Raw genomic sequence first — 24,724 nt, forward strand, 5'->3', positions numbered from 1 at the left:
GTAAGATTATGAGTCAAAATATTAAAAAAGTTGTTTTAGCGTATTCCGGTGGTTTGGATACATCAGCGATTATTCCTTGGTTAAAGGAAAATTATGACGGTTGTGAAGTCGTCGCGTTTTGTGCCGATGTAGGTCAGGGTGACGAAGAACTTATTGGTATTCAGGAAAAGGCCATTGCGTCAGGTGCCAGTGAATGTCACGTTGTTGACCTTAAAGAAGAATTTGTTAAAGACTATATTTTCCCGATTTTAAAAACCGGCGCCGTCTACGAAGGTCAGTACCTGCTAGGTACCTCGATGGCCCGCCCGGTCATCGCCAAAGCTCATGTTGAAGTGGCACTGAAAGTCGGCGCGGATGCGGTATGTCATGGTTGTACCGGTAAAGGCAATGATCAGGTTCGGTTCGAATCCTGTTTTGCAGCCCTTGCACCGCAACTAAAAGTGATTGCTCCATGGCGTGAGTGGGACATGGTTTCGCGTGAAGATCTATTGGCCTATCTGGATGAGCGCAATATCCCATGCGCAGCATCGCTGACAAAAATTTATTCACGTGATGCAAATGCATGGCATATTTCTCACGAAGGTGGTGAGCTAGAAGATCCCTGGTGCGAACCTTCGAAAGAAGTTTGGACCATGACGGTTGATCCTATGGATGCGCCGAATGAGCCAGGATCTGTCACTCTGAGCTTTGATAAAGGTGAGCTGGTAAGCGTTGATGGCCAGGCTCTGTCTCCGTATGAAGCATTAGTGTACTTAAACGATAAAGCCGCTGCCCATGGTGTTGGACGCATTGATATCGTCGAAAACCGTTTGGTTGGGATGAAATCCCGAGGCTGTTATGAAACCCCGGGTGGCACGGTATTAATGGCCGCATACAAAGGGTTGGAATCTTTGATTCTTGATAAAGAGTCTTTGAAATTTCGCGAGTCGGTAGGTCTGGAATTTTCCCATGTCATCTATGACGGGCGTTGGTTTACGCCATTGGCAAGCGCACAGCTTGCGGCGTGTGAATCTTTCGCTGCGCAAATCAGTGGTGATGTCGTCGTAAAACTGTATAAAGGTCAGGCAATTGTTACCCAGCGTCGCTCTGAAAATAGCCTGTACTCAGAAGAGTTCGCCACCTTTGGTGAAGATGACGTCTATGATCAAAAGCATGCGGAAGGCTTTATTCGTTTATTCAGCCTGTCTAGCCGCATTGCTGCCTTAAAGGCTCAGGAGAAATAACATGGCATTATGGGGTGGCCGGTTTCAATCCGGTAGTAGTGATATTTTTAAAGCGTTTAATGATAGCCTGCCGTTTGATCACGTTCTGGTAAAACAGGATATTCAAGGTTCAATCGGTTGGTCGAAAGCGATTCAAAAAGCCGGCGTGTTAACGGTAGAAGAGCAACAACAAATGGAGCAGGGTTTATTAGACCTTGCTGCCCGAGTTGACGCCGGTGAAGTCGATTTTAGCGAGTCCAGTGCCGAAGATATTCATTCTTGGGTAGAGTCTGAACTTACCCTGATGCTCGGAGATATTGCCCGCAAGTTACATACGGGCAGAAGCCGTAACGATCAGGTTTCAACAGATCTACGTTTATGGTCACGGGAAACGGTCGATGTACTTCTGAAAACCTTGACCATGTGTGTACAAGAGTTGCTTAACCTTGCCGACAACAACAAGCACCACATCCTCCCGGGTTATACCCATTTACAACGGGCACAACCTGTACGATTTGCGCATTGGTGTATGGCTTATGTTGAAATGCTGAAGCGTGACATTTCCCGCCTTGAAGATGCCCGTGTTCGTTTGAATCAGTCGCCACTAGGATGCGCCGCACTTGCCGGGACTACGTACGATATTGACCGCTACGAACTGGCGGAATCTTTAGGCTTTGATGGTCCTTGCATGAATTCCCTGGATGCCGTTTCAGATCGTGACTATGTCCTCGATTTGTTGTTTGCTGCAAGTACAGGGATGATGCATTTGTCACGGTTTGCTGAAGATTTAATCTTTTTCAATTCTGGTGAAGCAAACTTTATCTCATTAGGGGATCAGGTCACTTCAGGCAGCTCGTTAATGCCACAGAAGAAAAACCCGGATGCGCTCGAATTGATGCGTGGTAAAACCGGCCGGGTGTTTGGCTCTTTGCAAGCTTTGTTAGTTACGCTAAAAGGCCTGCCTTTGGCTTACAACAAGGATATGCAGGAAGACAAACAGGGCCTATTTGATGCCCTTGAGCAATGGTCAAACTGTTTGTTCATGATGAAAGAAGTGGTGAATTCCATTGAACTGAATTCTGCGGCGTGTCAAAAAGCTGCACGCGAAGGTTATGCCAATGCCACTGAACTAGCAGATTACCTGGTTTCTAAAGGCGTACCATTTAGAACTGCCCATGAAATCACAGGCGCTGTCGTGCTTTATGCCATCAATCAGCGTCTGCCGCTGGAAAATTTACGACTGGATGAATTTCAACAGTTTTCAAATTTGATTGAAGATGATGTGTATCCGATTCTTGAACTGGAATATCTGGTGGATAAACGCAGTATCCTTGGTGGTACCGGGATCGAACCGGTTGAAAAAGTGATTGAACAAAATCGCCACCAGTTTGGCAGTGCTAAATTTGTGGTCCGGGATGCCAAACTTACCGACATTCGAGCCATTGTTAAATTGGTGAATTACTGGTCTTCACGGGAAGAAAATTTACCCCGTGGCGAAGAGGACTTAATACGCAGTATTCGCGATTTTGCGGTTGTTGAAGTGAACGGACAAGTATGTGCCTGTGCGGCTCTGTATGTTTACTCGACAGGCCTTGCAGAAATTCGCTCTCTTGGTGTATCAGTGAATCATCAGGGTAAAGGGTATGGTCAAAAGCTTTGTCGTTATTTATTGGATCGTGCCAAAGAAATGTCGCTGTTGAAAGTCTTTGTATTGACTCGTAAGCCAAAATTCTTTGAAAATCTTGGCTTTAATCCTGGTGATAAAGACGCGTTGCCGGAAAAAGTAATGAAAGACTGCGATCTTTGTCCGAAGCAGAATAACTGCGATGAAGAAGCATTGCTGTATCATTTAAGTGATCATCATTCGATGCCGCAAATGCTCAATGCGATTGAAATTAATGAAGTCGTTTAGGACCAATCCCATTAAGTTTGTGCACAACTCAGAGTTAGGGCAGAGATTCAGCTACAACATAGATTTCATTGATATAGTCAATCTATATTAATGGTATAACCTTCTAAGTTTTTCAGAGCGTTAGTTTCGCAATGATTAACGACAAGTAATTAGTCATAAATGCTCGCGCTATAAAAAAAGCCCCAAATCGGGGCTTTTTCTTTTTCTGCAATTTCACATCAGGTTTAAAACAGCTCGTCTTCAGGCGCCTCTTCACTTTCCCCTTCAATAGCGGTTGCCAGTACTTCCTGAGTGGCCCAGCCCGTTGGTTCCGTGCCTTTAATAAAGTATTCAAAAATCGAGCTTCGATCGGTGCGATCACTGCGTTTGCCAGTCAATCTATCGATGCGAATAGAAACCACTTCTTCTGGTTGCTCAAATGGCTCTACCTGATAGTTTTCAAGCGCCGTCGCCATAAAATCAATCCAGAACGGTTGCGCAGCATTTGCACCCGCTTCAGCCCCTACTGTTTGCCCAGCGCCAAGGTTTCTGTTTGAGCTTGTGCGTCCGAGATTACGTTTTGGATCATCAAAACCAATCCAGGAACTTGCAGCAATACGGCGGCTAAAGCCAGTAAACCACGCATCTTTTGATTCGTTTGTGGTACCTGTTTTACCGGCGATATCGCGGCGTTGCAATTGCTTGGCGCGCCAGCCAGTGCCAGACCAGCCTGTGCCTTCCGACCAGTCACCGCCGCCGCCCCAAATAACCGAGTTCATCGCATCGGCAATCAAAAACGCGTTTTGACGGCTGATAATGCGTTTTGCCAGTGGTTGTGTAAGCAATTCAAGGTCGATGGTATCTAAAGTGTCGAGATTATTGGCGTACTCAAGTTGCGCAAGTTCGCAGGAATAACAGGCCATTTTAGGATTTGCCTGATATATCACTTCGCCGTCACGGTTCTCAATGCGATCAATAATATAGGGTTCGACAAGGTAGCCGCCGTTGGCAAATGCAGCGAATCCAGTGACAATTTGTAGCGGTGTTAACGAGGCTGAGCCCAGGGCTATGGATTCATTGCGCGGCAGTTCGTCGCGATCAAACCCAAATTTGGATAAGTGATTGATTAAGGTTTCCAGACCAATGCCGCGCAGCAAACGTACAGAAATAACGTTTTTGGATTTTGCCAGGCCGGTACGAACTCGCAACGGACCTTCATATACTGCCGGGGAATTTTTTGGACGCCAGGTGAAGCCGGAACGGCGATCCCATTGATTGATTGGGGCGTCGTTAATAACGCTTGCCAGGGTATAACCATTTTCTAATGCAGCAGAATACACAAATGGTTTAATGTTCGAACCGACCTGTCGATTTGCCTGGGTTACCCGGTTAAACTGACTTTGTTTGAAGCTGTATCCACCGACACTGGAAATGATGGCCCCGGAATCCGGTGAAATGGCAACGACAGCACCGGAAACATCGGGTAACTGACTTAATTGCAAACCTGCTTCATTGTTTCTGAGATAGACCACTTCTCCTGGCGTAAGTATGTCGGCGGCTGTTTTCGGAGCTCTTCCCTGACGCTTATCGCCAAGAAACGGCCGTGCCCAGGACATGCCTTGCCATTCAAGGGTTACTTGTGACTCATTTTTTAACAACAATGTCGCCTGTTGTTCATTAACCTCTAAAACCGTGCCAGCAAATAGATTCTGATAGGTTTCAACGTCTTGAAGTTGCTCAATAACGATCTCTTGATCCGGCATGGATTCAGGCAGTAGATCGAGCTCGGCAATCAACTCCGCTAACTCCTGGTCGGTGAGTGACTGACTCAACCGAGCCAACAGAAGATCGCGATTTTCTTTGCTAATCCATAAACGCTTTACCGGGCCTCGATAACCATGGCGTTCGTCGTAGGCATAGATGTTGTTTCGCACCGAGGCCTGGGCTGCACGCTGCAGTGGCGTCGATACCGTGGTGTAGACTTTAAATCCTTCGTTATAGGCGATATCGCGGGGGTACATTTCCAGCACTTTCTTGTGCGCCATTTCCGCCACGTAAGGGGCGCTCAATTCAATTTGCGCGCCATGGCGTTTGGTGCGGATTTCTTCTTCGTTGGCCTGATGGAACTCGGCTTCGGTGATATAACCGCTTGCCAGCATGCGCTGTAAAACCGTGGTGCGGCGAAATTTCGCTCGTTCTGGTGAGCTGATCGGGTTGTAAGTTGACGGTGCCTTAGGCAAACCCGCGATAACAGCCATCTCACCCAGAGTAAGTTCATTTAATTGCTTACCATAATAAACCTGAGCCGCAGCACCTACGCCAAAAGCGCGATGACTTAATTCAATCTTATTAAGGTAAAGCTCAAGAATTTCATCTTTCGTTAACAGGCTTTCCATATGCAAGGATATGAATATTTCCCGCAATTTACGCGTGTAGGTTTGTTCTCGGGTTAAAAAGAAATTTCGTGCAGTTTGCATGGTAATGGTGGAAGCACCGCCTCGGTGCACGCCGATTAACTGGCCCCAAATTGCACGACCCATTCCGACAGGGTCAACACCAAAATGTTGATAAAAGCGGTTGTCTTCCGTAGCGAGGAAGGCATTGATCAGATTTTGTGGCATGTCTTCCAGTTTCACTGGAATACGTCTTTTTTCACCAAATTGTGAGATTAATTCGCCTTCGGCAGAATATATCTTCATCGGGGTTTGCAATTCAATATCTTTGAGTACTGCAACGCTTGGCAAATCATCTTTCATTTGAAAATAAAACCCTGTGAGGGTTATTATTCCGACGATTGCAATAAATAGTGAAAATTGTAATAGACGTTTAATCAATACCACTTAACTGATTCCAATAGAATTTTTATAAAATATGTGTCCCTAATACCCATAGTATATCGGTATTTTCGTGTCAATAAATGTATTTTTATTGTAACTTATGGTTAAATGGCGTTAACCGTTATGACATCTACCTGTAAGATGTCTTGCAAGTGTCTGATTTTTTACGACTCTCAATGGGATTTGTGAAAACATGCAACACGGGAAGGCGTAAGGGAAAATCGCTCGCCGGCAATGTTGAACATTGCAAAAGCGTACACAGGATAATCCAGAGCCCCCAAGCAAAGATTAATAACAATATGTATGGGAAGTTATGCTAAGTAAATTATGGAATAAAAATGCCTCACTGATGGTGGGGGTCGACATTGGATCGCATTCTGTAAAAGCGGTACTGATTAGCGAAGGTGCTCAGGGCTATCAACTGGATGCCTATGCAATTGAGCCAATGCCAAAGGGTGCTATCGTTGAACGCAAAGTTCAGGATATCGAAGCCGTTGGCGCAGTCATACGAAAAATTCGCAAAAAAGTCATGTCTTCGGTAAGTAATGCTGCGGTTGCCGTTTCCGGTTCAACTGTTATTACCAAAACCATTTATATGGACGTTTCGCTGACCGACGACGAACTTGCCAGTCAAATCGAAATTGAAGCCGACAGCTTAATACCTTATCCACTTGATGAAGTAAGCCTGGATTTTGAAAAAATCGAGGTGAATGAAGCCGATCCAAGTAAAAACAATATTCTGTTAAGTGCTGTACGTACCGAAACGGTAGAAGCCCGGGTGTCTTCCCTGGAAACCGGTGGCTTCCAAACCAAAGTGGTTGATGTTGAATCCTTCGCTCTAGCCCGTGCCAGCGACTTATGCTTACCTATGTTACCCGATGATGCCCAGGACAAAGTGGTCGCCTATATCGATATTGGCGCAACGATGACCTTGTTTGCAGTACCGGAAGATGGTAAAAATATTTATACGAGAGATCAGCTGTTTGGCTCGGAACAATATACCCGCTCAATTGTATCTTATTACAATAAATCTTTTGAGGAAGCGGAAAGGGAAAAATTGTCCGGAACGTTACCGCAAACCTATACATTCGAGGTTCTGGCGCCATTCCAGACAACCTTGATTCAACAAATCCGTCGGGCCATCCAAATGTACCTGACATTTAGCGGTAAAGATAAACTTGATTATCTGGTGATCTCTGGTGGCTCCGCCAACCTGGAGAGCATTAAAGAGTTACTGACCACGGAATTGGGTATTCACACGATAGTTGCTGATCCATTTAACAACATGAGTATAAGTGTTGACGTCGACCAAATAGAACTTGCTAAAGTCGCCCCCCAACTAATGGTTGCTTCTGGACTTGCGTTAAGGAGTTTTTCACCATGCCACATATAAACCTTCTCCCCTGGCGGGAAGAGGCGCAACGGCTGCAACAACAGCAATATTTGTCAATTTTGGCATTTCTGGCGCTCGCAACGTTTTTAATATTTTTCCTGATTAGCTCTTATTTTCAGGCGCGCATTGATGGCCAGCAGGCACGTAATCAATATCTGACCAATGAAATCAAAATCCTCGACACTAAAATTGCCGAGATCAATACCCTGGAACAAAAGAAGAAAGATTTGATTCAGCGGATGAAACTTATTGAGCAATTACAAAAAAGTCGTAATGTCGGTACTCAAGTACTGGACGAAATGGCTAAGATTGTCCCTTCCGGTATTTACCTTGTCCGCCTGGAAAAAAATGGGGCAGAGTTATCCATTATCGGTAAGAGTGAATCCAATAACCATCTTGCCAATATGATCCGTGAAGTACAAAGCTCTGAGTTACTGGCTGACGCCGAACTGGAATCGATTACAGCCAGTAAGAATGGCAATACCTTGTTGAGTGATTTCAAAATGAACCTGCGCATTAAGGGTTTACTAAGTAATGAAGAACAAGCTAGTGCTAATCGTAATGGCAAAGGCAAAAATAAAAATGTAGGGGGTCGATAATGGATTTCAAAAATTTCGACACTTCTCAGTTTGATAATCTCGAATTAAACAACATAGGCCAATGGCCAAAAGCCGCTAAGGCGTTACTGGCGTTGTTTATGGTTATTCTCCTTGGTGCAATGGCATTTTATTTGTTAGTCAATGATAAAATCGCGGCACTTGAAACCGAAGTTGCTAAAGAAAGCAAACTGCGTATTGACTACAAGTCAAAATATAAAGTTGCGGCAAATTTAGAGCAGTTTCGTGATCAGATGGAAGAAGCTGAAGAGTTATTCCGTAATCAGGTTAAACGTCTTCCTGAAAGTCATGAAACCCCGGGTTTGCTGGATGATATCACCTTTGTGGGAACTACCAGCCGCCTCGATTTTAAGAAGCTAAACTGGCAACCGGAAATTCCACAGGAATTCTATGTTGAATTACCCATTGAAGTTGAAGTCTCGGGAAGTTACCATGACTTTGGAGAATTTGTTAGTAAAGTCGCGGGGTTACCGCGAATTGTAACCCTACATGATTTCACCATTATCGGTGATATCAAGGGTGATGATAATTCACTAAGTTTAAAATTACAGGCCAAAACGTACAAATACAGGGAGAGTAAATAATGCGTTATCTAGTATTACTTTCCGTATTTTTCTTATCGGCTTGCTTTGATGATCTAACCGACATCAAAGAATACACAGAACATGTTAAGGCAACGACAACCAGCACGATTCAGCCAATGCCAACACTGGCGGAGTTTAATCATTTTGATTATTCCGCGTTTGCACTGCGCAGTCCCTTCGTTGCACCAAAACCGGAAGCCATTCAGGAAAAAATGCAACAAATGACTGATTGTCTGCATCCGGATCCAATGCGGCGTAAGCAGCCCCTGGAAAAATTTGCGCTGGAAAGTCTTAACATGAGAGGTACCCTCGGAGATGAAGGGTTTATCTGGGCCTTAGTAGAGGCTTCAGATGCAACGTTACATCGTATATCTGTGGGTAGTTATTTGGGCTTGTATAATGGACGCATTACCAATGTCGGCCAGGAAGAAGTCATTATCGTTGAATTGATTCCTGATGGCGCTGGCTGTTGGGTTGAACGTGAGACTACGTTGAGTATGATTGACCAGGATCAAGAGGGGCAAGGGAACTCGTAATTATGAAGAATAATAATTATATTACAGGCCGAATAACGGCACGCCAGACCCTTGGTGTTTTATTATCTGCTTTTTTGATATTAGTATCATTTTCCTCCAGGGCAGAAACCGAATTAAATGACATTTATTACAATACATTGTTGGCCGATGAAGTTGAGTTTACCTTTGGATTTAACGAACCATTAAGTTCAGAACCAGAAGTAAAGACATTCACCGATCCTGCACGTATTCAAATCATCTTTGATGCCGATAGTTTTGTCGAACCACTGACCCAGACTGATGTAAATCATGCGGGCATTAAAAATATCCGTGTTAAGAAAAGCGCCGGTAAAGTGACTGCAGATATTTATCTGGATGATTTAAAACTTTATCAATCTGCTGTTGTTGAAGGTAAGTTCGTTATCCTGTTAAACGGTCTGAATACTTATGATGATGTGCCGGTTGCCAGTAATGATGACTCCGGATTTATCAACAATATCCAGGCGATCGATTTTAGAAAGGGTGAAGAAAGTTCTGGTCAGGTACTGGTCTTTTTAGATGACAGTCAGTCACTAGTGGATGTTAAAGAAGTGCTGGGTAAGATTGAAATGGTATTCCATAACACCAGCATTCTTGAAGACCTGTTATACAAACTTGATGTGACCGACTTTGGCACTCTGGTGACCAGCATTGAAACCTTTAAAGAAGGTGACAATGCCCGTATAGAGATCGAAACCAACCGTCCTTTTAATTTTGAGCATAATCAGGTAGACAACATTTTCTCTCTGTCTATTAAAGAGATGGAAGAGAAAAAATCGTATCTGGAAAATGGCCAGGACTTTAACGGTAAAGCGATTTCGTTAAACTTTCAGGACATTCCGATTCGCACCGTGCTGCAAATCATTGCCGATTATAACGGTTTTAACCTGGTAACTTCCGACACCGTTGCGGGTAATATTACTCTGCGTTTAGACGGGGTGCCGTGGGATCAGGCGCTGGATATTATTTTAAAAGTCAAAGGCCTTGGTAAGCGCATGGATGGTAACATCCTGATGATCGCGCCAAACGATGAATTAATTGCTCGTGAAGCCCGTGATTTACAAGCACAGCAGCAAGTCTCTGATTTGGCGCCTTTGTATAGTGAATATGTACAAATCAACTACGCAAAAGCTGCAGACTTTGCCGGTTTATTGAAAAATGAAGGGACTAGTTTACTTTCGGAACGCGGTAGCGTCACCGTTGATGAGCGCACCAATACGCTGTTGATTCGCGATACTGCAAAAAGTATCGAAGATATCAAACGCATGGTAGCGGTACTGGATATTCCAATTCGCCAGGTCGTAATCGAATCGCGCATGGTAACCGTTAAAGACAATATCAGCGAAGATTTAGGTATTCGCTGGGGCATGACTCATAACGGTGGTGATTTTGCAACGTCGGGTACGTTGACAGGTGCCGATACTGCAAATACCGGGGTGATTCCAGGTGTTGATGAGCGCCTTAATGTTAATCTTCCTATCTCAGGACCGGCAGGCACCATCGCTTTCCAGGTGGCACGTCTTGCCGATGGTACCATTCTTGATCTTGAACTTTCAGCGTTAGAGCAGGAAAACAAGGGTGAGATAATTGCCAGTCCGAGAATTACGACTTCAAACCAGAAAGAAGCGTATATAGAACAAGGTACGGAAATTCCGTTTGTACAGGCTGCATCGTCCGGTGCAACGTCGGTTACATTTAAGAAAGCGGTACTTGGTTTGCGTGTAACACCGCAAATTACCCCTGATAATCGTATTATACTAGACTTAGTTATCACTCAGGATACGCGTGGCGATACCGTTCAAACGGGTACGGGTCAGGCGACTGCGATTGATACACAGGAAATTGCGACGCAAGTATTGGTAAATAATGGTGAAACTATCGTTCTCGGTGGCATCTATCAGCAGCAAATTATCAATGCGGTTTCAAAAGTTCCTGTATTAGGTGATATTCCCTATGTTGGTTGGTTATTCAGAACCAGCAGTGAATTTAACGAGAAAAAAGAGCTACTCATTTTTGTAACACCTAGAATCGTTACCGAAGCTCTCTAATCGTACCCCGAAGTTTAAGTTTTCGGTAAATTAACGGCGCATTACTTGCAATTAACCCATAACAATTGCGATAATTGCGCCCTTAATTTTTTCGAGGAGTGTCCTCAACCCGTTAACTAAACAATTTTACGAGTATTAAAGTAATCTCATGGCAGAAAAACGTAACATTTTCCTTGTAGGCCCAATGGGTGCCGGTAAAAGCACAATTGGCCGCGAATTGGCAGAAAAATTACACCTCGAGTTTTTTGACTCGGATCAGGAAATTGAGCGTCGCACTGGAGCAGATATTGCTTGGGTTTTTGATCTTGAAGGTGAAGAAGGTTTCCGTCTCAGAGAAGAAACGGTGATTGAAGATTTATCCGCCTTGCAAGGTATTGTCCTTGCCACCGGCGGTGGTAGTGTGATCAGTCCTCAAATTCGCAACCGCTTGTCAGCTCGTGGTATTGTTGTTTACCTTGAAACGACCATCGACAAACAAGTCGCGCGAACACAACGTGATCGTCGTCGTCCATTACTACAAACCAAAGAAGATCCGCGTGTCGTGCTCGAAAATTTGGCAGTAGAGCGTAATCCTTTATATGAGGAAATCGCCGATGTTATCGTTCAAACGGATGATCAAAGCGCTAAGGTTGTAGCGAGTAAAATCATCGAACGACTGGACTTCTAACATACAATGGCTAGCCTGACTGTTTCACTGGATGAACGCAGCTATCCAATTTTTATTGAAAGCGGGTTACTGTCTGACGCTAACCTGCTTTCGCAATACATACGTTCAAAGCGTGTGTGCATCTTAAGCAACACCGTCGTTGCTCCCCTGTATCTCGATACACTCAAGCAAAGCCTCAAACAATTTAACCTCGACCAAATCATTCTTGAAGATGGTGAAGCGAGCAAAAATTTACAAAATTTCGAATTAATCATGGCCCATATGCTCGAACAGGGTCATGGTCGTGATTCCACCATCATTGCCTTAGGTGGCGGTGTTATTGGTGATTTAAGCGGATTCGCTGCAGCCTGTTATCAGCGTGGTATCGATTTTATCCAGGTGCCTACGACATTACTTTCTCAGGTCGATTCGTCAGTCGGTGGCAAAACTGCAGTCAATCATCCGTTAGGTAAAAACATGATCGGCGCGTTTTACCAGCCTAAAGCCGTTTTCATCGATTTAGATTCTTTAAACACGTTACCCGAACGGGAATTTGCCGCTGGCATGGCGGAAGTCATCAAGTATGGTGTGTTAGCAGATAGAGCGTTTTTTGACTGGTTAATAGAAAATCAGCAGGCGATAAAGGCAAGAGATTCGCAGGTATTGGCAACCATGATTGAACACTGCTGTGCCATTAAAGCGGATATTGTTGGTCGTGATGAAAAAGAATCCGGGGTTCGTGCTCATTTAAATCTCGGCCACACGTTTGGCCATGCCATTGAAGCGGAGTTAGGGTACGGACAATGGTTGCACGGAGAAGCCGTTGCTACCGGCATGATTATGGCGTCGCAACTTGCTCATGATCTGAATTTAATCAGTGCTGCGGATGTGGCTGCCGTAACCGATTTAGTCAAGCAGTTCGATTTACCGACGTTGGCTCCAGCAAGCATGTCCTTTGACGATTTCATTCGCCATATGCAGCGTGATAAGAAAAATATGAATGGTACAATTCGTCTTATTCTGCCGATTAAAATCGGTCAGTGCGATATCTTTGACGATGTTACCCAGCAGCAATTAGCCCAAGTGATTGATTGTCTTACCGACACTCAGTGACATAAATAACAATAAGCATAATGAGCCAGCAGAAACAGCGCGCTTTTTTAAAGTGGGCAGGTGGTAAATATACCCTCAGTGATACAATCAGTAAGATGCTGCCTAAAGGTGGCCGCTTAATTGAACCCTTTGCTGGTGCTGCCAGTGTGTATTTGAATACCCGCTACTCACAATATCTGCTTAATGACATCAATCGAGATTTAATTAATCTCTATAAGGTGTTACAAAATAACTCTGAACAGTTCATTATCGATGCCAAAGCATTGTTCACCCCTGAGCAAAATCTTGCAGAACAATATTACCTACATCGAAAAGCATTTAACGAGACCGATGATCCTTATTTGCGTTCTTTGTTATTTCTTTATATGAACCGTCATGGCTATAACGGATTGTGTCGTTACAATAGTAAAGGTGGCTATAACGTTCCGTTTGGGAAATATAAGCGGCCATATTTTCCCCAGGATGAACTCACTGCATTTGCGCAAAAGGCAAAAGTGACAGAGTTTGTCTGTGAAAACTATCGCGATACGTTTGCAAGAGCAGAAGATGGTGATGTCATCTATTGTGATCCCCCATATGTGCCGCTGAGCAAAACTGCCAGCTTTACCAGTTATGCTGGCAATGGCTTCGGTCTGGACGAGCAGGCAGATTTAGCTAATGCCGCCGAAGAGATAACTCAGGAAAAACGGGTAACGGTTTTGATTTCTAATCATGATACCATTTGGACCCGAAAAATTTATGAACATGCCGATAAGATAAAAGCGATTAAGGTCGCTCGCACCATTTCGCAAAAAGGAAGTAAGCGCAATAAAGTAGGCGAATTACTGGCGCTCTATAAGCCTAAAGTTTAAGCTTTTTTATTGGGCACTGTCCAACACCAGCGTAACGACCCATACCAGACTTAATACAAACACGATGACGGCAATTAAGCCGACAATGATAAATTGTAACGCGCTACCACTTTCAAAATCCTGAACGCGATTCTTTTCACTTTGCACACCAAAAAATGCCGCGATAACACTAGATAAGGTGCGCCATATGCCGCGATTACTTTTAGAGGCATAAATATTTGACGCGTTAATCCCTCGCATTCGACTAAGCTGGAAACCTAGTTTCTCCAGCATAACCTTCCAATTGAACCCTAAGTGCATGGTCTGTATCCCTAACGTTTATTGTACTTCACAGCATCGGCGATTACGTAGCTCGATTCAAGTATGGTTTAGCGCTTCTAAATAGGCTTCTAAAATTAAATTACTACGAGCGCCTTTGCGGGTGATCGCACTAAACTGAGTAGTGAAATGGCGATTACGTTCATCGACGGCGCGCATTTTATCCTCTTTGATCCAGCGCTCGGCAAAGTGGGTCGGTAAAAACCCAATAAAACGCCCGGTTAATATCAAGAAAGCTATGCCTTCTCGGTCCGTTGACGTTGCGGTTGCATTCAACAGCAGTTGTTGCTGTTTATTTTCTTGGGATTGAGGGTAGGTTGGTACGACCGCATCATAGCCGGTTAATGCCTGATCGCTGATCATACTCAGGTCTTTATCAAACAATGGGTGGTTTGTGGCACAGTAAAGCAGCGATCTTTCCTGATATAGTTTGAAATAGTTTAGCCCAGCGATACTGCGCAGGTACGGAACAATGCCAATATGCAGATGACCATCAAGAATGCCGGACTCTATCTCTTCGGGTGGGATCATTGAAATATTGATGGTGACTTTAGGGGCCTGATGTTTAAGTCGTCGTATCGCCTCGGTGATACGCATTTGTGGCACTGTCACCATATTGTCGGTTATGCCAATATTCAACTCACCGTTTAACTCGGTGTTGATGCCATTAACCTGGGCTCGAAATGTTTCCAGGCTGGCTAGAAGCTGCAAAGTCGATTGGTATACCTGTTGTCCTTGCTCAGTCACTGAAAAACCCGCGCGGCCGCGATGACACAAACGCATCGCTAATAAAGACTCCAACTCACTAATTGCTTGCGATATTGCTGGCTTTGATATGTTTAGGTCGACTTCGGCATTGGCAAAACCACCATTCTCCACCACCGATTTATAAATTCGTAGTAAGCGAATGTGGCTATCGCCTAATTGTTTCGGCAATAACGTTGTATTTTGAACCATAGATTTTATTAGTTAACTAATTCATTAACCTTACTTTATTAAATATGGATTTAATAATCTATATTTTCATCAATAATGAGTCTATTAACATCAACAATGCCCAGATGAATAATCACTGATTGCTGGTTAAAAGGTAACAATAATGACTACTGACAATAAATTATGTGGACTTAGCAAGGCACAATTGGATGCTCACTGGATGCCGTTCACTGGCAACCGACAGTTCAAACAGGATCCAAGGCTTATTACCGGTGCCGAAGGCCGTTATTATACCGATAGTGAAGGGCGGAAAATTTTTGATGGTTTATCCGGGCTATGGACCTGTGGTGCGGGGCATGGCCGTCGGGAAATTGCAGAGGCAATCTCGAAACAGGCCCTGTCTCTGGATTATTCGCCAGCGTTTCAATTTGGTCAGCCTAAATCCTTTGAACTGGCGCACCGCATCAGTGAGTGGATGCCAGAGGACCTGAATCGGGTTTTCTTTACCGGATCCGGTTCCGAGTCGGTTGAAACCGCGCTTAAAATTGCCCGTGGTTACTGGCGCAAAAAAGGTCAGGCAAGTAAAACTCGCTTTATCGGTCGAGCCAAAGGCTACCATGGTGTGAACTGGGGTGGTATCAGCGTCGGTGGTATCGGTCCTAATCGTGCCCTTTATGGTCAAGGGATTGATGCTATCCACTTGCCGCATACCATGTTACCGGAAAATGTTTTTACTCAAGGGATGCCACAAACTGGAGCTCATCTGGCGTTGGAGCTTGAGCAGCAAATTGCATTGCATGACGCGAGCAATATCGCGGCGGTGATTGTTGAGCCCATGGCGGGTTCGGCCGGGGTAATTCCGCCCCCGATAGGTTATCTGAAAAAGCTTCGGGAAATCTGTGATCGTCACAATATTTTGCTTATTTTCGATGAAGTTATTACCGCTTTTGGCCGCGTCGGTAGCAAAACTGGTGCTGAAGAATTCGATGTCACCCCAGATCTGATGACGATTGCCAAGCAAATCACCAATGGTGTGGTGCCCATGGGGGCGGTTATCGCCAGACAGGAGATTTACGATACGTTTATGGAGACCGGTGGTCCTGATTACATGCTCGAACTACCGCACGGTTACACCTATTCGGCCCATCCTGTTGCCTGCGCTGCGGCATTAGCAACCTTAGATATTCTTGAAAACGAACAACTGATCGAGCGTTCAGCACAATTAGCACCAGTGTTCGCCGACAAATTACACAGCCTTAAAGGTGCGAGTCACGTAACCGATATTCGTAATTACGGTCTTGCCGGTGGTTTAACCATCGCTGCAAAAGATGGTCAACCAGGACTTAGACCTTATGAAATTGCCATGAATTGCTGGCAAAAAGGATTCTATGTTCGTTACGGTGGCGATACCATCCAGCTCGGTTTGCCGTTTACCACGCAAGCCGATGAAATCGATTTATTAATCAATGCCCTGGGCGACGCCCTGGGTGAAACCGAATAATTCCTAAACTTTGAAGTAAGTGAGAAAACTATGTCCATTATCGGCCACTTAATTAACGGCGAAGACATTCAATTAGACGAACCGAAGCAAGCGGTATTTAATCCTGCGACTGGCAAAGCAGAAAAATCTGTATTACTGGCCAGTGTAGCGACGGTTGAAGAAGCAATCGCCAGTGCCGAAGCGGCGTTTCCAGCCTGGCGGGCTACGCCACCCATTAAGCGGGCTCGTATCATGTTTCGCTTCAAAGAATTACTGGAACAAAATGCCGATGAAATTTGTCGTCTGATCGGTGAAGAACACGGTAAAATCAGCCATGATGCCGCTGGTGAACTACAACGGGGTATCGAAAATGTCGAATTTGCTTGTGCTGCGCCGCATTTACTCAAAGGCGAACACAGTCGCAACGTCGGTCCAGGCATAGATTCCTGGAGCGAATTTCAACCGTTAGGTGTCGTAGCGGGTATTACCCCATTTAACTTTCCGGCAATGGTCCCTATGTGGATGTTCCCTCTGGCAATTGTCTGCGGTAACACCTTTATCTTAAAACCATCGGAGCGTGATCCAAGCTCAACCCTGTTTATCGCGAAGCTACTTCACGAAGCTGGGTTACCGCCAGGCGTGTTAAACGTCGTTAATGGCGATAAAGTCGCTGTTGATACCTTACTCACTGACGAGCGAGTTAAAGCGGTCAGCTTTGTCGGTTCGACACCTATTGCCGAATACATTTATGCCACCGCAAGTGCACATGGCAAACGCTGTCAGGCATTAGGTGGTGCGAAAAACCACGCGATTATTATGCCTGATGCGGACATGGATAATGCGGTGAACCAATTGCTGGGCGCAGCGTTTGGCTCATCTGGCGAACGTTGTATGGCGTTGTCCGTTGCTGTTGCCGTTGGCGATGCTGCCGGTGATGCATTGGTTGAGAAGATGAAAACCGCGATGCAAGGTTTAAAAGTTGGCGCATACTCGGATGCCAGTAATGATTTTGGTCCGGTTATTACTTGCCAGCATAAAGATCGCGTCAATGGTCTTATCAATAGTGCTCAGGAGCAAGGTGCAAACGTTGTTGTCGATGGCCGTAACCCTCAGGTTGAAGGTCACCCCGATGGCTATTTTGTTGGTGCGACATTAATTGATGGCGTAACACCGGATATGGACAGTTACAAAGTCGAAATTTTTGGACCTGTACTGCAAGTGGTTCGTGTCAAAACCATGCAAGAAGCTATGCAACTGATAGATGATCACGAATACGGTAATGGGACTTGTATCTTTACCCGTGATGGTGAAGCGGCTCGCTATTTCTCGGACCACATTCAAGTCGGTATGGTCGGTATTAATGTGCCTTTACCAGTGCCGGTGGCGTATCATAGTTTTGGCGGTTGGAAGCGCTCCTTATTTGGTGATTTGCATGCTTATGGACCAGACGGTATCCGTTTTTATACCAAGCGTAAAACCATTACTCAGCGCTGGCCGTCAAGTGGCGTCCGTGAAGGCGTAAGTTTCTCGTTTCCGAGTTAACCGTAAGTCTTCCCATATTATCTGTTTTAGTGGCAATGCTCATTGCCATTAAAGCAGACACACGCTCAGTAAAATAGTCACAACAAAAGTGAAACTAACACCGGCAACAGAGACACGAAAAATTTATGTCCAATGAAGTGAAAATTTACTCAACGTTAACTCAGCCATTAGCGACAGAAGCCGATGAATTGAGTGCCGATATGTTCGAATCTGCCATACCTACCCAACATACTCAGGAATTTTTTAGTGATGAAGAGCGGGGGATTTATGTCGGCTTGTGGGATACCACCTCGATGCGTGAAACTGCAGGACCATATCCGATGGAGGAGTTCATGGTGGTTCTGGAAGGCAAAGCCGATATCGCACTGGCGACAGGCAGTATGCGTCAGGTGCAGACCGACGAAGGGTTTGTGATCCCGCATGGAACCGATTGTCAGTGGCAGCAACAGGGATATTTGAAAAAGCTGTTTGTGATTGTGGATAACCCGACTATTTGTCCGTCCAATGCACAGGCAACCGATATTCAAATTTTTGGTCCGAATTATAACGATGTGCCGTATGTAAATGAGGCAAAAAGTTTTTCGGTATACTCCTGGTCGGAATTTACCCACGCCAAACGCAATAATCTTCGAGCTTCGTTGGCGGCTGTTTATTGTCAGCAGGGTTGTGCCATTTATCAATCCGCCGCGTCAACGTCCGACGCTGCGCAAAATCAGTGTCAAAGTGCTCAGGTGATGCTCATTGAACAGTTTAACTCGGAAAATCTGAATTTTCTCAGTCATTCCAGTGGTTATGTGGTGTTAATCAATATATCAGATAACGGCCAGAGCTAAATGCCGGGGATATTGACCCTAAAGCAAAAAAATGAACATAATAGGTTAAGTGTTCAATAAATTTAACAATTGAATCATCCAGTTAATTTAACAGGGAATCGCGTAGGCAGTATTATGACTTTTACACATTATATTGACGGACAATGGCAACAAGCGGATAGCCAAGGTTCGTTCGCTACCATTAATCCAGCCACACAGCAGCCGATTAAAGACGTAGCTGCTGGCAATAAGGCGGATATTGATAAGGCCGTAAGTGCGGCGAGAAATGCCTTTGACCATGGCCCATGGCCGAGACTGTCCGGTAAAGAACGTGGTGCTTATTTGCGTAAAATCGCCGCGTTAATTAACGAGCGTTTAACCGAGCTAGCAAAGCTGGAAGTGGAAGATAATGGCAAACCCTATCCTGAGGCCGAATGGGATATTGAAGATACTGCCGGTTGTTTCGAATTTTATGCCTCACTTGCCGAACAGATGGATGAGCAGGATGATGACGTTATCGAAGTACCTGAATCCAGATTTACCAGCAAGGCCGTTAAAGAGCCTGTCGGTGTCGCCGGTGCGATTATTCCCTGGAATTTTCCGATGCTTATGGCAGCCTGGAAAGTTGCCCCGGCATTAGCCGCCGGCTGTACCATGGTATTGAAACCTTCGGAAGTCACACCTTTGACCGCGATAGCACTGGCACAGATTGCCGAGCAGGCTGAGTTACCGCCTGGGGTACTTAATATTGTCACTGGCACAGGACCGGACGCGGGACAGCCGTTAGCAGAACATCCTGACGTCGATAAAATGGCGTTTACCGGATCGGTGCCAACGGGCAGTCGAATTATGGCGATGGCCGCTAATCAGGTGAAAAACATCAGCCTTGAATTGGGGGGGAAATCGCCGTTAATCATATTCTCAGATACCGATATCGAACAAGCCGTAGAGTGGATCATGTTTGGTATTTTCTGGAATCAGGGCCAGGTTTGCTCAGCCACTTCCCGAGTTCTGGTGGAACAATCACTGTACCCGAAATTAATGGAACGCCTGATAGCGGAAGCGAAAAAAATCACCATAGGCGAAGGTAATGAAGATGGCGTTTTACTGGGGCCACTGGTCAATCAAAGTCAATATGAGAAAGTGTTGGCGGCAATCGAAAAAGGTCAGCAAGAAGGAGCAACTCTCGCCTACGGCGGTGAGCGTCCAGAACATCTGCCAACAGGCTACTATGTGAAACCCACCATTTTTACCGATGTGCCGGAAGATTCGTGGATCTGGAAAGAAGAAATTTTTGGCCCTGTGGTGTGCGTCAAGCCATTTACCACAGAAGCAGAAGCCGTTGCGCTGGCCAATGATAGCCGTTTTGGTCTTGCTGGTGCTGTGATGTCGAAAGATTTGCAACGCTGTGATCGCGTTGCCCGGGCATTAAGGGCGGGTATTATTTGGGTAAATTGCTCGCAACCTACCTTTGTTGAAGCGCCATGGGGCGGTTACAAACAGTCAGGTATTGGCCGAGAGCTGGGAACCTGGGGTTTAAATAACTATCTGGAAACCAAACAAATTACGTCTTACGATCCAGAGCAACCATGGGGTTGGTACATTAAATAAACCGGTTTGGTGGTTATCCGTAAACCACAAAAAGCTTGAAAATTACCATTTGAGCCACTAATAACAATTTAAACGAGAGGATTTATGCAGTACGCCGAAGCGTTAAAAGATTCAAAATATGGTTCAGTCTGGCTCGATTCACCGGATCGTCCTGAACCAGAGCCTGCTTTGGAAGAGAACATTAGCTGCGAGTTATTAGTGGTCGGTGGCGGATTCACCGGCCTTTGGGGTGCCCTGCAAGCGAAAGAGCGTCGTCCTGATCTGGACATTGTACTTATTGAAAAAACCTTTATTGCCGATGGCGCTTCCGGGCGTAATGGTGGTTTTTTAAGTGCCGATTTAGCTCATGGCGAAGCAAACTCTGAACATCACTTTCCCGGCGAAGAAGAGATCCTGTATGAACTGGGCAAACAAAATCTTCGGGAAATGCTGGCGACCTTTAAAAAATACAATATTGACGCCCACTATGAGTGTGTCGGTGAAACCGAGGTTGCTGTTGATGAAGGCCAGCTAAAAGATCTGCGCGAATACTACGAAGAAGAAAAAGCTGCTGGCGAAGATGTTACCTGGTTCGATGAAGAAGAAATGCAGGAACAGGTAAATTCGCCAACCTATAAAGCCGGTTTGCTGTTTCGAAACGGCCTGGATGGTATCGTAAATCCAGCGCGCATTTGCTGGGGATTAAAGCGGGTACTGCTTGAGCTGGGGGTACGCATTTATGAGCACACTCCGGTAGACAAATTGCTACCTCGCAGTCGAGGGCGAATGAAGGCGTTTTGTCCTAGTGGCATTATTACCTGTAAAAAAGTATTAATGGGTACCAACGCGTTTCGCTCTCCAGTACGACAAATTCGAAAATCGATCATTCCCGTTTGGGATTATCAAATTGCCACCGAACCACTTACTGACGAGCAATTGCAACTGATTGGCTGGGATAAATTCCACCATGCGTTGGGTGAGTTTAATAATATGTTCCACTATTATCGCCTGACCAAAGACAAGCGTATTACCTGGGGCGGCGGCGGTGCGGTTCGTTATTACTATAATAAGAATATTTCCCGACGCGACTGCGCTGATGTGCCAGAAGCTTTTGAACAATTGGCGCAAGAATTTTTCGAGACATTTCCGCTGTTAAAAGGGATCAAATTTACCCATCGCTGGAGCGGTATCATCGCTACGTCCACGCGCTTCTGTATGGTCCCGGGAAGTGCCTATGATGGTCGGGTTGCGTGGGCCGTGGGATATACTGGTCTGGGTGTCGGCGCCTCACGTTTTGGTGCTCGTATTGCCTTGGAGTTATTGGGCTATGATCCCTCAGAGATCCTCGATTTACAGTTTGTCCAGAAAAAACCTATGCCATGGGCGCCGGAGCCTATTCGTTGGCTAGGATACAAACTGACCCATGCGGCGCTGGTGCGAGCGGATAATAATAATGGTAAGCGCGGGTTATGGTTAAAATTATTGGATAAGCTTAATATGGGGTTTACCTGTTAACCATGATTCAGACACGAAAAAGCCCGGGCTTCAGACCTGGGCTTTTTTGATCTTATCCTACACACCCATCTAATCGAAACTTCATTACAACAATCCGGGTACGCACCATGGAATTTAATCGTTTTATGGGTTTAAGTGTTTCATTCTGGTTTCAGCGCCTCGGGATTAACCCCCACATCGGAAGTTATCTATACTGGTAATGTACCTGATGCAGGAGTGCTTATGTCCAATGCTGCGCTGTTTTTTGTCGATATTTTTGCCATGCTTATGATCGTCATGGGCGTATGGATTTTTGCATTTCCGCAACCCATATACGGTTATATCGAGCGTTATCGTCAGGCATTATCCACCCATGTGCTTGCCGTGGTCGTACGATTGTTATTAGGGGTGGCATTAATTTGGGTCGCCACACAATCAAGTTTCCCTATGGTTTTTCAGATACTTGGTAGTCTTTCCATTATCGCTGCATTGGCCTTTTTGATTATTGGACGACAGCGGTTTCAATCCATACTGAAATGGGCATTGTCTATTGGTCCGAAATATCATCATATTGCCGGCTTACTTGCCTTTATCCTGGGCGTGTTTTTGCTAAGCTCATTACATTAAAAATTTAATTATAGGGGCAATATATGGAAGCAACACTTACCACCTGGGCTCTGGAATTTATCCGCTGGTTTGCCATGTTCATCGGTGCCTTTGGTGTAGTAATCACCATACTGCCATCACCCATTTTCGGTTTTTTAGGCCGATTCAAACATCTGGTTTTGTTTCATTTCCTTGCGGTTGTTGTACGATTTATTTTTGGTGCTGCATTACTGTATACCGCCAGCCAGAGCAAAATACCGGAAGTGATTAAAATCCTTGGTTTTGTTTCAATCGCAGCAGGTTTGGTATTGATGTTAATTGGTCGAAATCGCTTTATGCGGTTGATTGCCTGGATAGCGCGCCTGACGCCATTAGTTCATGTAGCGGTTGGGTTGGTCACGGTAGCTTTTTCAGTCGTGGTTTTGTATGCCTACCATTAAGTACTGGCCTTTAAACACTTAGGATCCACTCTCGACTCGATGCAAGGCAATTATCTGCTCAAATCGAGTCGGAGTAAGTTCTTATGTCTATCAGGAATTAGGCGATCATTGCGTTTAACATCGCTTTTTCTTCTTTAATGATATTGGCAAAGACAGGTTCATTATGAACACGCTCCACATACGCAGAAACTTTAGGGTAGAGGGTCTTATCAACCTGCTCATTACAATAGTGCAGGGTCATAAACATGCCTCCGACCATGATGTCGGCAAACGTCAGTGCATTACCGACTAGAAAGTCACTTTGCAACTGGCTTTCCAGGTAGTTGAGTATTGCCGGAATTTCAGTTTCCAATGCCAGTTTGATATCCGATTCGATGGGATCACGTTTAAAAACAAACGGCGCTAACACCCGTTCGGCAAATAGGTGCGCACCAATAGCGGTAACCATGACACTGCTGGCATACTGACTAAACCAAAGAGCACGTGCGGCATCTAGCGGCTCTTTTGGCAGCAATGGTTTTTCGGGAAATGCCTTTTCCAGGTAAGCACAGATCACTTCTGAATCACTGATGTAGTCTTCTCCTGTTTTAAACAAGGGAATCTTTCCTAGTGGGCTATTATCTTTGAACTCTGTGGGTATTTCTGCTGCAAAAGGCAGAACATTGATTTGCTCATAACTTAAACCTTTATAGGCAAGTACAAGGCGAACTTTTCGAACAAACGGGGAAATCGGGGCACCGAACAGGGTTAAATCCTGGCTCATATAAATCTCTCTATTGATTAGCAACATCTGGGATATGGGGGGAAGTGATCGTAAAATCAATGACAAATCAGACAATTTGGTAAATGCCTGTTACCCTGAAATACATTGCCTTTTGTTTAAAATGCTTTACTCTAGAAGCAGTTTTACTGGGCATTAGTTATACCTTATCGGCGTATACCGAGGGAATTTCAGCGCCAGCAGACCAGCAAAAAACAGAGAAAAACCAGAAAAACCCAGACGAACCCAGATAAGGTCCAAAGATTTCGACCTTATGCTCCATTCTCGTTTTGTCATTTATCTCCGATACCTGGCTTAGCATAAGCAGTAACAGGCGGCCAAATGACAGCTCTTCGATTAAACTATCAAACCATAGAGTTTGGTAAAATAGATATACATGTTTGTACCTTGCGTAACCGTCAGGAATTCTCAGACCCGGAAGGTGTCGCCGATAAACTCGGTATTTGCTCAGCTTCGTGGCCAATTTTCGGCGTGATCTGGCCATCTAGTATTGTGTTGGCGCACTACATGCTGAAATTCGACACCGAAGCCAAAAGTGTTCTGGAAGTAGGGTGCGGTATGGCGCTCTCAAGTTTGCTATTAAATAAGTTGTCCACCAATGTCACCGCAACAGATTATCACCCGGAAGTTCAAACCTTTCTCGACCGCAATGTATCGTTAAATGGCGATGCAGATATCGCCTTTGAACAAGTAGACTGGGCCGCAAAGAGCGATAATTTAGGCAAGTTTGATGTGATTATCGGCAGCGACCTATTGTATGAAGATACTCATATAGAGTTACTCGCCAATTTTATCAATGACCATTCAAACCCTGAATGTGAAGTGATTATTGTCGATCCAGGTCGGGGCCGAAAAAATAAGCTCAGCACTCGGATGCAGGCATTTGGTTTTACGGCGACACAATCAAAACCCGAAAACAACGATTATCTACCGCAGGATTTTAAAGGTCATATCCTGACTTATACACGTTGATGCGATATACATAAATC

22 protein-coding genes are annotated in these 24,724 nt (G+C 45.0%); 18 read left to right on the top strand and 4 right to left on the bottom strand.

Annotation, left to right across the window (positions count from 1 at the left end; genetic code table 11):
- Positions 1 to 8: 8 nt before the first annotated feature.
- Together ACHUFQ_RS00905 and argH are read left to right on the top strand one after the other, a co-directional pair.
- Positions 9 to 1,223 (top strand): argininosuccinate synthase, encoded by a 1,215-nt coding sequence (locus ACHUFQ_RS00905; RefSeq protein WP_394172089.1) that lies wholly within the window; start codon positions 9 to 11, stop codon positions 1,221 to 1,223.
- Between the two features lies 1 nt (position 1,224).
- Positions 1,225 to 3,114, top strand: coding sequence for an argininosuccinate lyase (argH, locus tag ACHUFQ_RS00910; protein ID WP_394172091.1), 1,890 nt, complete (start codon positions 1,225 to 1,227; stop codon positions 3,112 to 3,114).
- A 224-nt stretch (positions 3,115 to 3,338) separates the two neighbouring features.
- On the opposite strand, the gene ACHUFQ_RS00915 is transcribed toward argH, so the two are convergent.
- Positions 3,339 to 5,933 (bottom strand): penicillin-binding protein 1A, encoded by a 2,595-nt coding sequence (locus tag ACHUFQ_RS00915; protein ID WP_394172093.1) that lies wholly within the window; start codon positions 5,931 to 5,933, stop codon positions 3,339 to 3,341.
- A 310-nt stretch (positions 5,934 to 6,243) separates the two neighbouring features.
- Here ACHUFQ_RS00915 and ACHUFQ_RS00920 point away from each other — a divergent pair, with 310 nt between their 5' ends.
- The 8 genes from ACHUFQ_RS00920 (at position 6,244) to ACHUFQ_RS00955 (ending at position 13,736) form a co-directional block, all read left to right on the top strand.
- Entirely contained in the window at positions 6,244 to 7,323 is a 1,080-nt protein-coding gene (locus ACHUFQ_RS00920; protein WP_394172095.1) for a pilus assembly protein PilM, read from the top strand.
- On the top strand, positions 7,311 to 7,922 hold the full coding sequence (locus tag ACHUFQ_RS00925) for a PilN domain-containing protein (RefSeq protein ID WP_394172097.1): 612 nt from the start codon (positions 7,311 to 7,313) through the stop codon (positions 7,920 to 7,922). Before ACHUFQ_RS00920 ends, ACHUFQ_RS00925 begins: the two co-directional genes overlap by 13 nt.
- Positions 7,922 to 8,524 carry a type IV pilus inner membrane component PilO gene (locus tag ACHUFQ_RS00930; RefSeq protein WP_394172098.1) on the top strand — a complete coding sequence of 201 codons (603 nt, stop codon included), beginning with the start codon at positions 7,922 to 7,924 and terminating at the stop codon, positions 8,522 to 8,524. The genes ACHUFQ_RS00925 and ACHUFQ_RS00930 overlap by 1 nt, the downstream gene beginning before the upstream one ends.
- Complete coding sequence (locus tag ACHUFQ_RS00935) at positions 8,524 to 9,060, top strand: pilus assembly protein PilP (RefSeq protein WP_394172100.1); 537 nt, start codon at positions 8,524 to 8,526, stop codon at positions 9,058 to 9,060. The genes ACHUFQ_RS00930 and ACHUFQ_RS00935 overlap by 1 nt, the downstream gene beginning before the upstream one ends.
- A gap of 2 nt (positions 9,061 to 9,062) precedes the next feature.
- Positions 9,063 to 11,126: a type IV pilus secretin PilQ gene (locus ACHUFQ_RS00940; RefSeq protein ID WP_394172102.1), complete on the top strand. Its 2,064-nt coding sequence runs from the start codon at positions 9,063 to 9,065 to the stop codon at positions 11,124 to 11,126.
- Positions 11,127 to 11,274: 148 nt separating this feature from the next.
- Complete coding sequence (aroK, locus tag ACHUFQ_RS00945) at positions 11,275 to 11,793, top strand: shikimate kinase AroK (protein WP_394172104.1); 519 nt, start codon at positions 11,275 to 11,277, stop codon at positions 11,791 to 11,793.
- 6 nt (positions 11,794 to 11,799) lie between these two features.
- On the top strand, positions 11,800 to 12,885 hold the full coding sequence (gene aroB, locus ACHUFQ_RS00950; protein ID WP_394172105.1) for a 3-dehydroquinate synthase: 1,086 nt from the start codon (positions 11,800 to 11,802) through the stop codon (positions 12,883 to 12,885).
- A 20-nt stretch (positions 12,886 to 12,905) separates the two neighbouring features.
- Complete coding sequence (locus tag ACHUFQ_RS00955) at positions 12,906 to 13,736, top strand: Dam family site-specific DNA-(adenine-N6)-methyltransferase (RefSeq protein ID WP_394172107.1); 831 nt, start codon at positions 12,906 to 12,908, stop codon at positions 13,734 to 13,736.
- 6 nt (positions 13,737 to 13,742) lie between these two features.
- On the opposite strand, the gene ACHUFQ_RS00960 is transcribed toward ACHUFQ_RS00955, so the two are convergent.
- On the bottom strand, positions 13,743 to 14,009 hold the full coding sequence (locus tag ACHUFQ_RS00960) for a DUF2970 domain-containing protein (protein ID WP_394172109.1): 267 nt from the start codon (positions 14,007 to 14,009) through the stop codon (positions 13,743 to 13,745).
- A gap of 84 nt (positions 14,010 to 14,093) precedes the next feature.
- A complete protein-coding gene (locus tag ACHUFQ_RS00965; protein WP_394172111.1) occupies positions 14,094 to 15,011 on the bottom strand; it encodes a LysR family transcriptional regulator in 918 nt (305 codons plus the stop codon).
- Positions 15,012 to 15,153: 142 nt separating this feature from the next.
- Between ACHUFQ_RS00965 and ACHUFQ_RS00970 the strand changes: the two genes are divergently transcribed.
- The 7 genes from ACHUFQ_RS00970 to ACHUFQ_RS01000 all read left to right on the top strand — a co-directional run bounded on the left by ACHUFQ_RS00970 (position 15,154) and on the right by ACHUFQ_RS01000 (position 22,954).
- A complete protein-coding gene (locus ACHUFQ_RS00970; RefSeq protein WP_394172113.1) occupies positions 15,154 to 16,491 on the top strand; it encodes an aspartate aminotransferase family protein in 1,338 nt (445 codons plus the stop codon).
- 30 nt (positions 16,492 to 16,521) lie between these two features.
- On the top strand, positions 16,522 to 18,012 hold the full coding sequence (locus ACHUFQ_RS00975) for a CoA-acylating methylmalonate-semialdehyde dehydrogenase (RefSeq protein ID WP_394172115.1): 1,491 nt from the start codon (positions 16,522 to 16,524) through the stop codon (positions 18,010 to 18,012).
- Between the two features lie 125 nt (positions 18,013 to 18,137).
- Positions 18,138 to 18,845, top strand: a complete 708-nt coding sequence (locus ACHUFQ_RS00980; RefSeq protein ID WP_394172117.1) for a cupin domain-containing protein — start codon at positions 18,138 to 18,140, stop codon at positions 18,843 to 18,845.
- Between the two features lie 114 nt (positions 18,846 to 18,959).
- Positions 18,960 to 20,435 (top strand): aldehyde dehydrogenase family protein, encoded by a 1,476-nt coding sequence (locus tag ACHUFQ_RS00985; protein ID WP_394172119.1) that lies wholly within the window; start codon positions 18,960 to 18,962, stop codon positions 20,433 to 20,435.
- An 84-nt stretch (positions 20,436 to 20,519) separates the two neighbouring features.
- On the top strand, positions 20,520 to 21,929 hold the full coding sequence (locus ACHUFQ_RS00990) for an NAD(P)/FAD-dependent oxidoreductase (protein WP_394172121.1): 1,410 nt from the start codon (positions 20,520 to 20,522) through the stop codon (positions 21,927 to 21,929).
- A gap of 222 nt (positions 21,930 to 22,151) precedes the next feature.
- On the top strand, positions 22,152 to 22,535 hold the full coding sequence (locus ACHUFQ_RS00995; protein ID WP_394172123.1) for a hypothetical protein: 384 nt from the start codon (positions 22,152 to 22,154) through the stop codon (positions 22,533 to 22,535).
- A 23-nt stretch (positions 22,536 to 22,558) separates the two neighbouring features.
- Positions 22,559 to 22,954, top strand: coding sequence for a hypothetical protein (locus ACHUFQ_RS01000; protein ID WP_394172125.1), 396 nt, complete (start codon positions 22,559 to 22,561; stop codon positions 22,952 to 22,954).
- 97 nt (positions 22,955 to 23,051) lie between these two features.
- Here the strand turns inward: ACHUFQ_RS01000 and ACHUFQ_RS01005 are convergent, their stop codons facing one another.
- Positions 23,052 to 23,717 (bottom strand): glutathione S-transferase family protein, encoded by a 666-nt coding sequence (locus ACHUFQ_RS01005; protein ID WP_394172126.1) that lies wholly within the window; start codon positions 23,715 to 23,717, stop codon positions 23,052 to 23,054.
- Between the two features lie 339 nt (positions 23,718 to 24,056).
- On the opposite strand from ACHUFQ_RS01005, the gene ACHUFQ_RS01010 reads away from it, so the two are divergent.
- Entirely contained in the window at positions 24,057 to 24,707 is a 651-nt protein-coding gene (locus ACHUFQ_RS01010) for a class I SAM-dependent methyltransferase (RefSeq protein WP_394172128.1), read from the top strand.
- Positions 24,708 to 24,724: the final 17 nt, after the last annotated feature.

It is taken from the genome of Thalassotalea litorea (assembly GCF_043642205.1).
Classification (GTDB): Bacteria; Pseudomonadota; Gammaproteobacteria; order Enterobacterales; family Alteromonadaceae; genus Thalassotalea_A; species Thalassotalea_A litorea.

Excerpts from the sequence above, each read along its gene's own strand:
- ACHUFQ_RS00905 (WP_394172089.1), top strand. The coding sequence starts at position 9 with ATGAGTCAAAATATTAAAAAAGTTGTTTTAGCGTATTCCGGTGGTTTG.
- argH (WP_394172091.1), top strand. The coding sequence starts at position 1,225 with ATGGCATTATGGGGTGGCCGGTTTCAATCCGGTAGTAGTGATATTTTT.
- ACHUFQ_RS00920 (WP_394172095.1), top strand. The coding sequence starts at position 6,244 with ATGCTAAGTAAATTATGGAATAAAAATGCCTCACTGATGGTGGGGGTC.
- ACHUFQ_RS00925 (WP_394172097.1), top strand. The coding sequence starts at position 7,311 with ATGCCACATATAAACCTTCTCCCCTGGCGGGAAGAGGCGCAACGGCTG.
- ACHUFQ_RS00930 (WP_394172098.1), top strand. The coding sequence starts at position 7,922 with ATGGATTTCAAAAATTTCGACACTTCTCAGTTTGATAATCTCGAATTA.
- ACHUFQ_RS00935 (WP_394172100.1), top strand. The coding sequence starts at position 8,524 with ATGCGTTATCTAGTATTACTTTCCGTATTTTTCTTATCGGCTTGCTTT.
- ACHUFQ_RS00940 (WP_394172102.1), top strand. The coding sequence starts at position 9,063 with ATGAAGAATAATAATTATATTACAGGCCGAATAACGGCACGCCAGACC.
- aroK (WP_394172104.1), top strand. The coding sequence starts at position 11,275 with ATGGCAGAAAAACGTAACATTTTCCTTGTAGGCCCAATGGGTGCCGGT.
- aroB (WP_394172105.1), top strand. The coding sequence starts at position 11,800 with ATGGCTAGCCTGACTGTTTCACTGGATGAACGCAGCTATCCAATTTTT.
- ACHUFQ_RS00955 (WP_394172107.1), top strand. The coding sequence starts at position 12,906 with ATGAGCCAGCAGAAACAGCGCGCTTTTTTAAAGTGGGCAGGTGGTAAA.
- ACHUFQ_RS00960 (WP_394172109.1), bottom strand. The coding sequence starts at position 14,009 with ATGCTGGAGAAACTAGGTTTCCAGCTTAGTCGAATGCGAGGGATTAAC.
- ACHUFQ_RS00965 (WP_394172111.1), bottom strand. The coding sequence starts at position 15,011 with ATGGTTCAAAATACAACGTTATTGCCGAAACAATTAGGCGATAGCCAC.
- ACHUFQ_RS00970 (WP_394172113.1), top strand. The coding sequence starts at position 15,154 with ATGACTACTGACAATAAATTATGTGGACTTAGCAAGGCACAATTGGAT.
- ACHUFQ_RS00975 (WP_394172115.1), top strand. The coding sequence starts at position 16,522 with ATGTCCATTATCGGCCACTTAATTAACGGCGAAGACATTCAATTAGAC.
- ACHUFQ_RS00980 (WP_394172117.1), top strand. The coding sequence starts at position 18,138 with ATGTCCAATGAAGTGAAAATTTACTCAACGTTAACTCAGCCATTAGCG.
- ACHUFQ_RS00985 (WP_394172119.1), top strand. The coding sequence starts at position 18,960 with ATGACTTTTACACATTATATTGACGGACAATGGCAACAAGCGGATAGC.
- ACHUFQ_RS00990 (WP_394172121.1), top strand. The coding sequence starts at position 20,520 with ATGCAGTACGCCGAAGCGTTAAAAGATTCAAAATATGGTTCAGTCTGG.
- ACHUFQ_RS00995 (WP_394172123.1), top strand. The coding sequence starts at position 22,152 with ATGTCCAATGCTGCGCTGTTTTTTGTCGATATTTTTGCCATGCTTATG.
- ACHUFQ_RS01000 (WP_394172125.1), top strand. The coding sequence starts at position 22,559 with ATGGAAGCAACACTTACCACCTGGGCTCTGGAATTTATCCGCTGGTTT.
- ACHUFQ_RS01005 (WP_394172126.1), bottom strand. The coding sequence starts at position 23,717 with ATGAGCCAGGATTTAACCCTGTTCGGTGCCCCGATTTCCCCGTTTGTT.
- ACHUFQ_RS01010 (WP_394172128.1), top strand. The coding sequence starts at position 24,057 with ATGACAGCTCTTCGATTAAACTATCAAACCATAGAGTTTGGTAAAATA.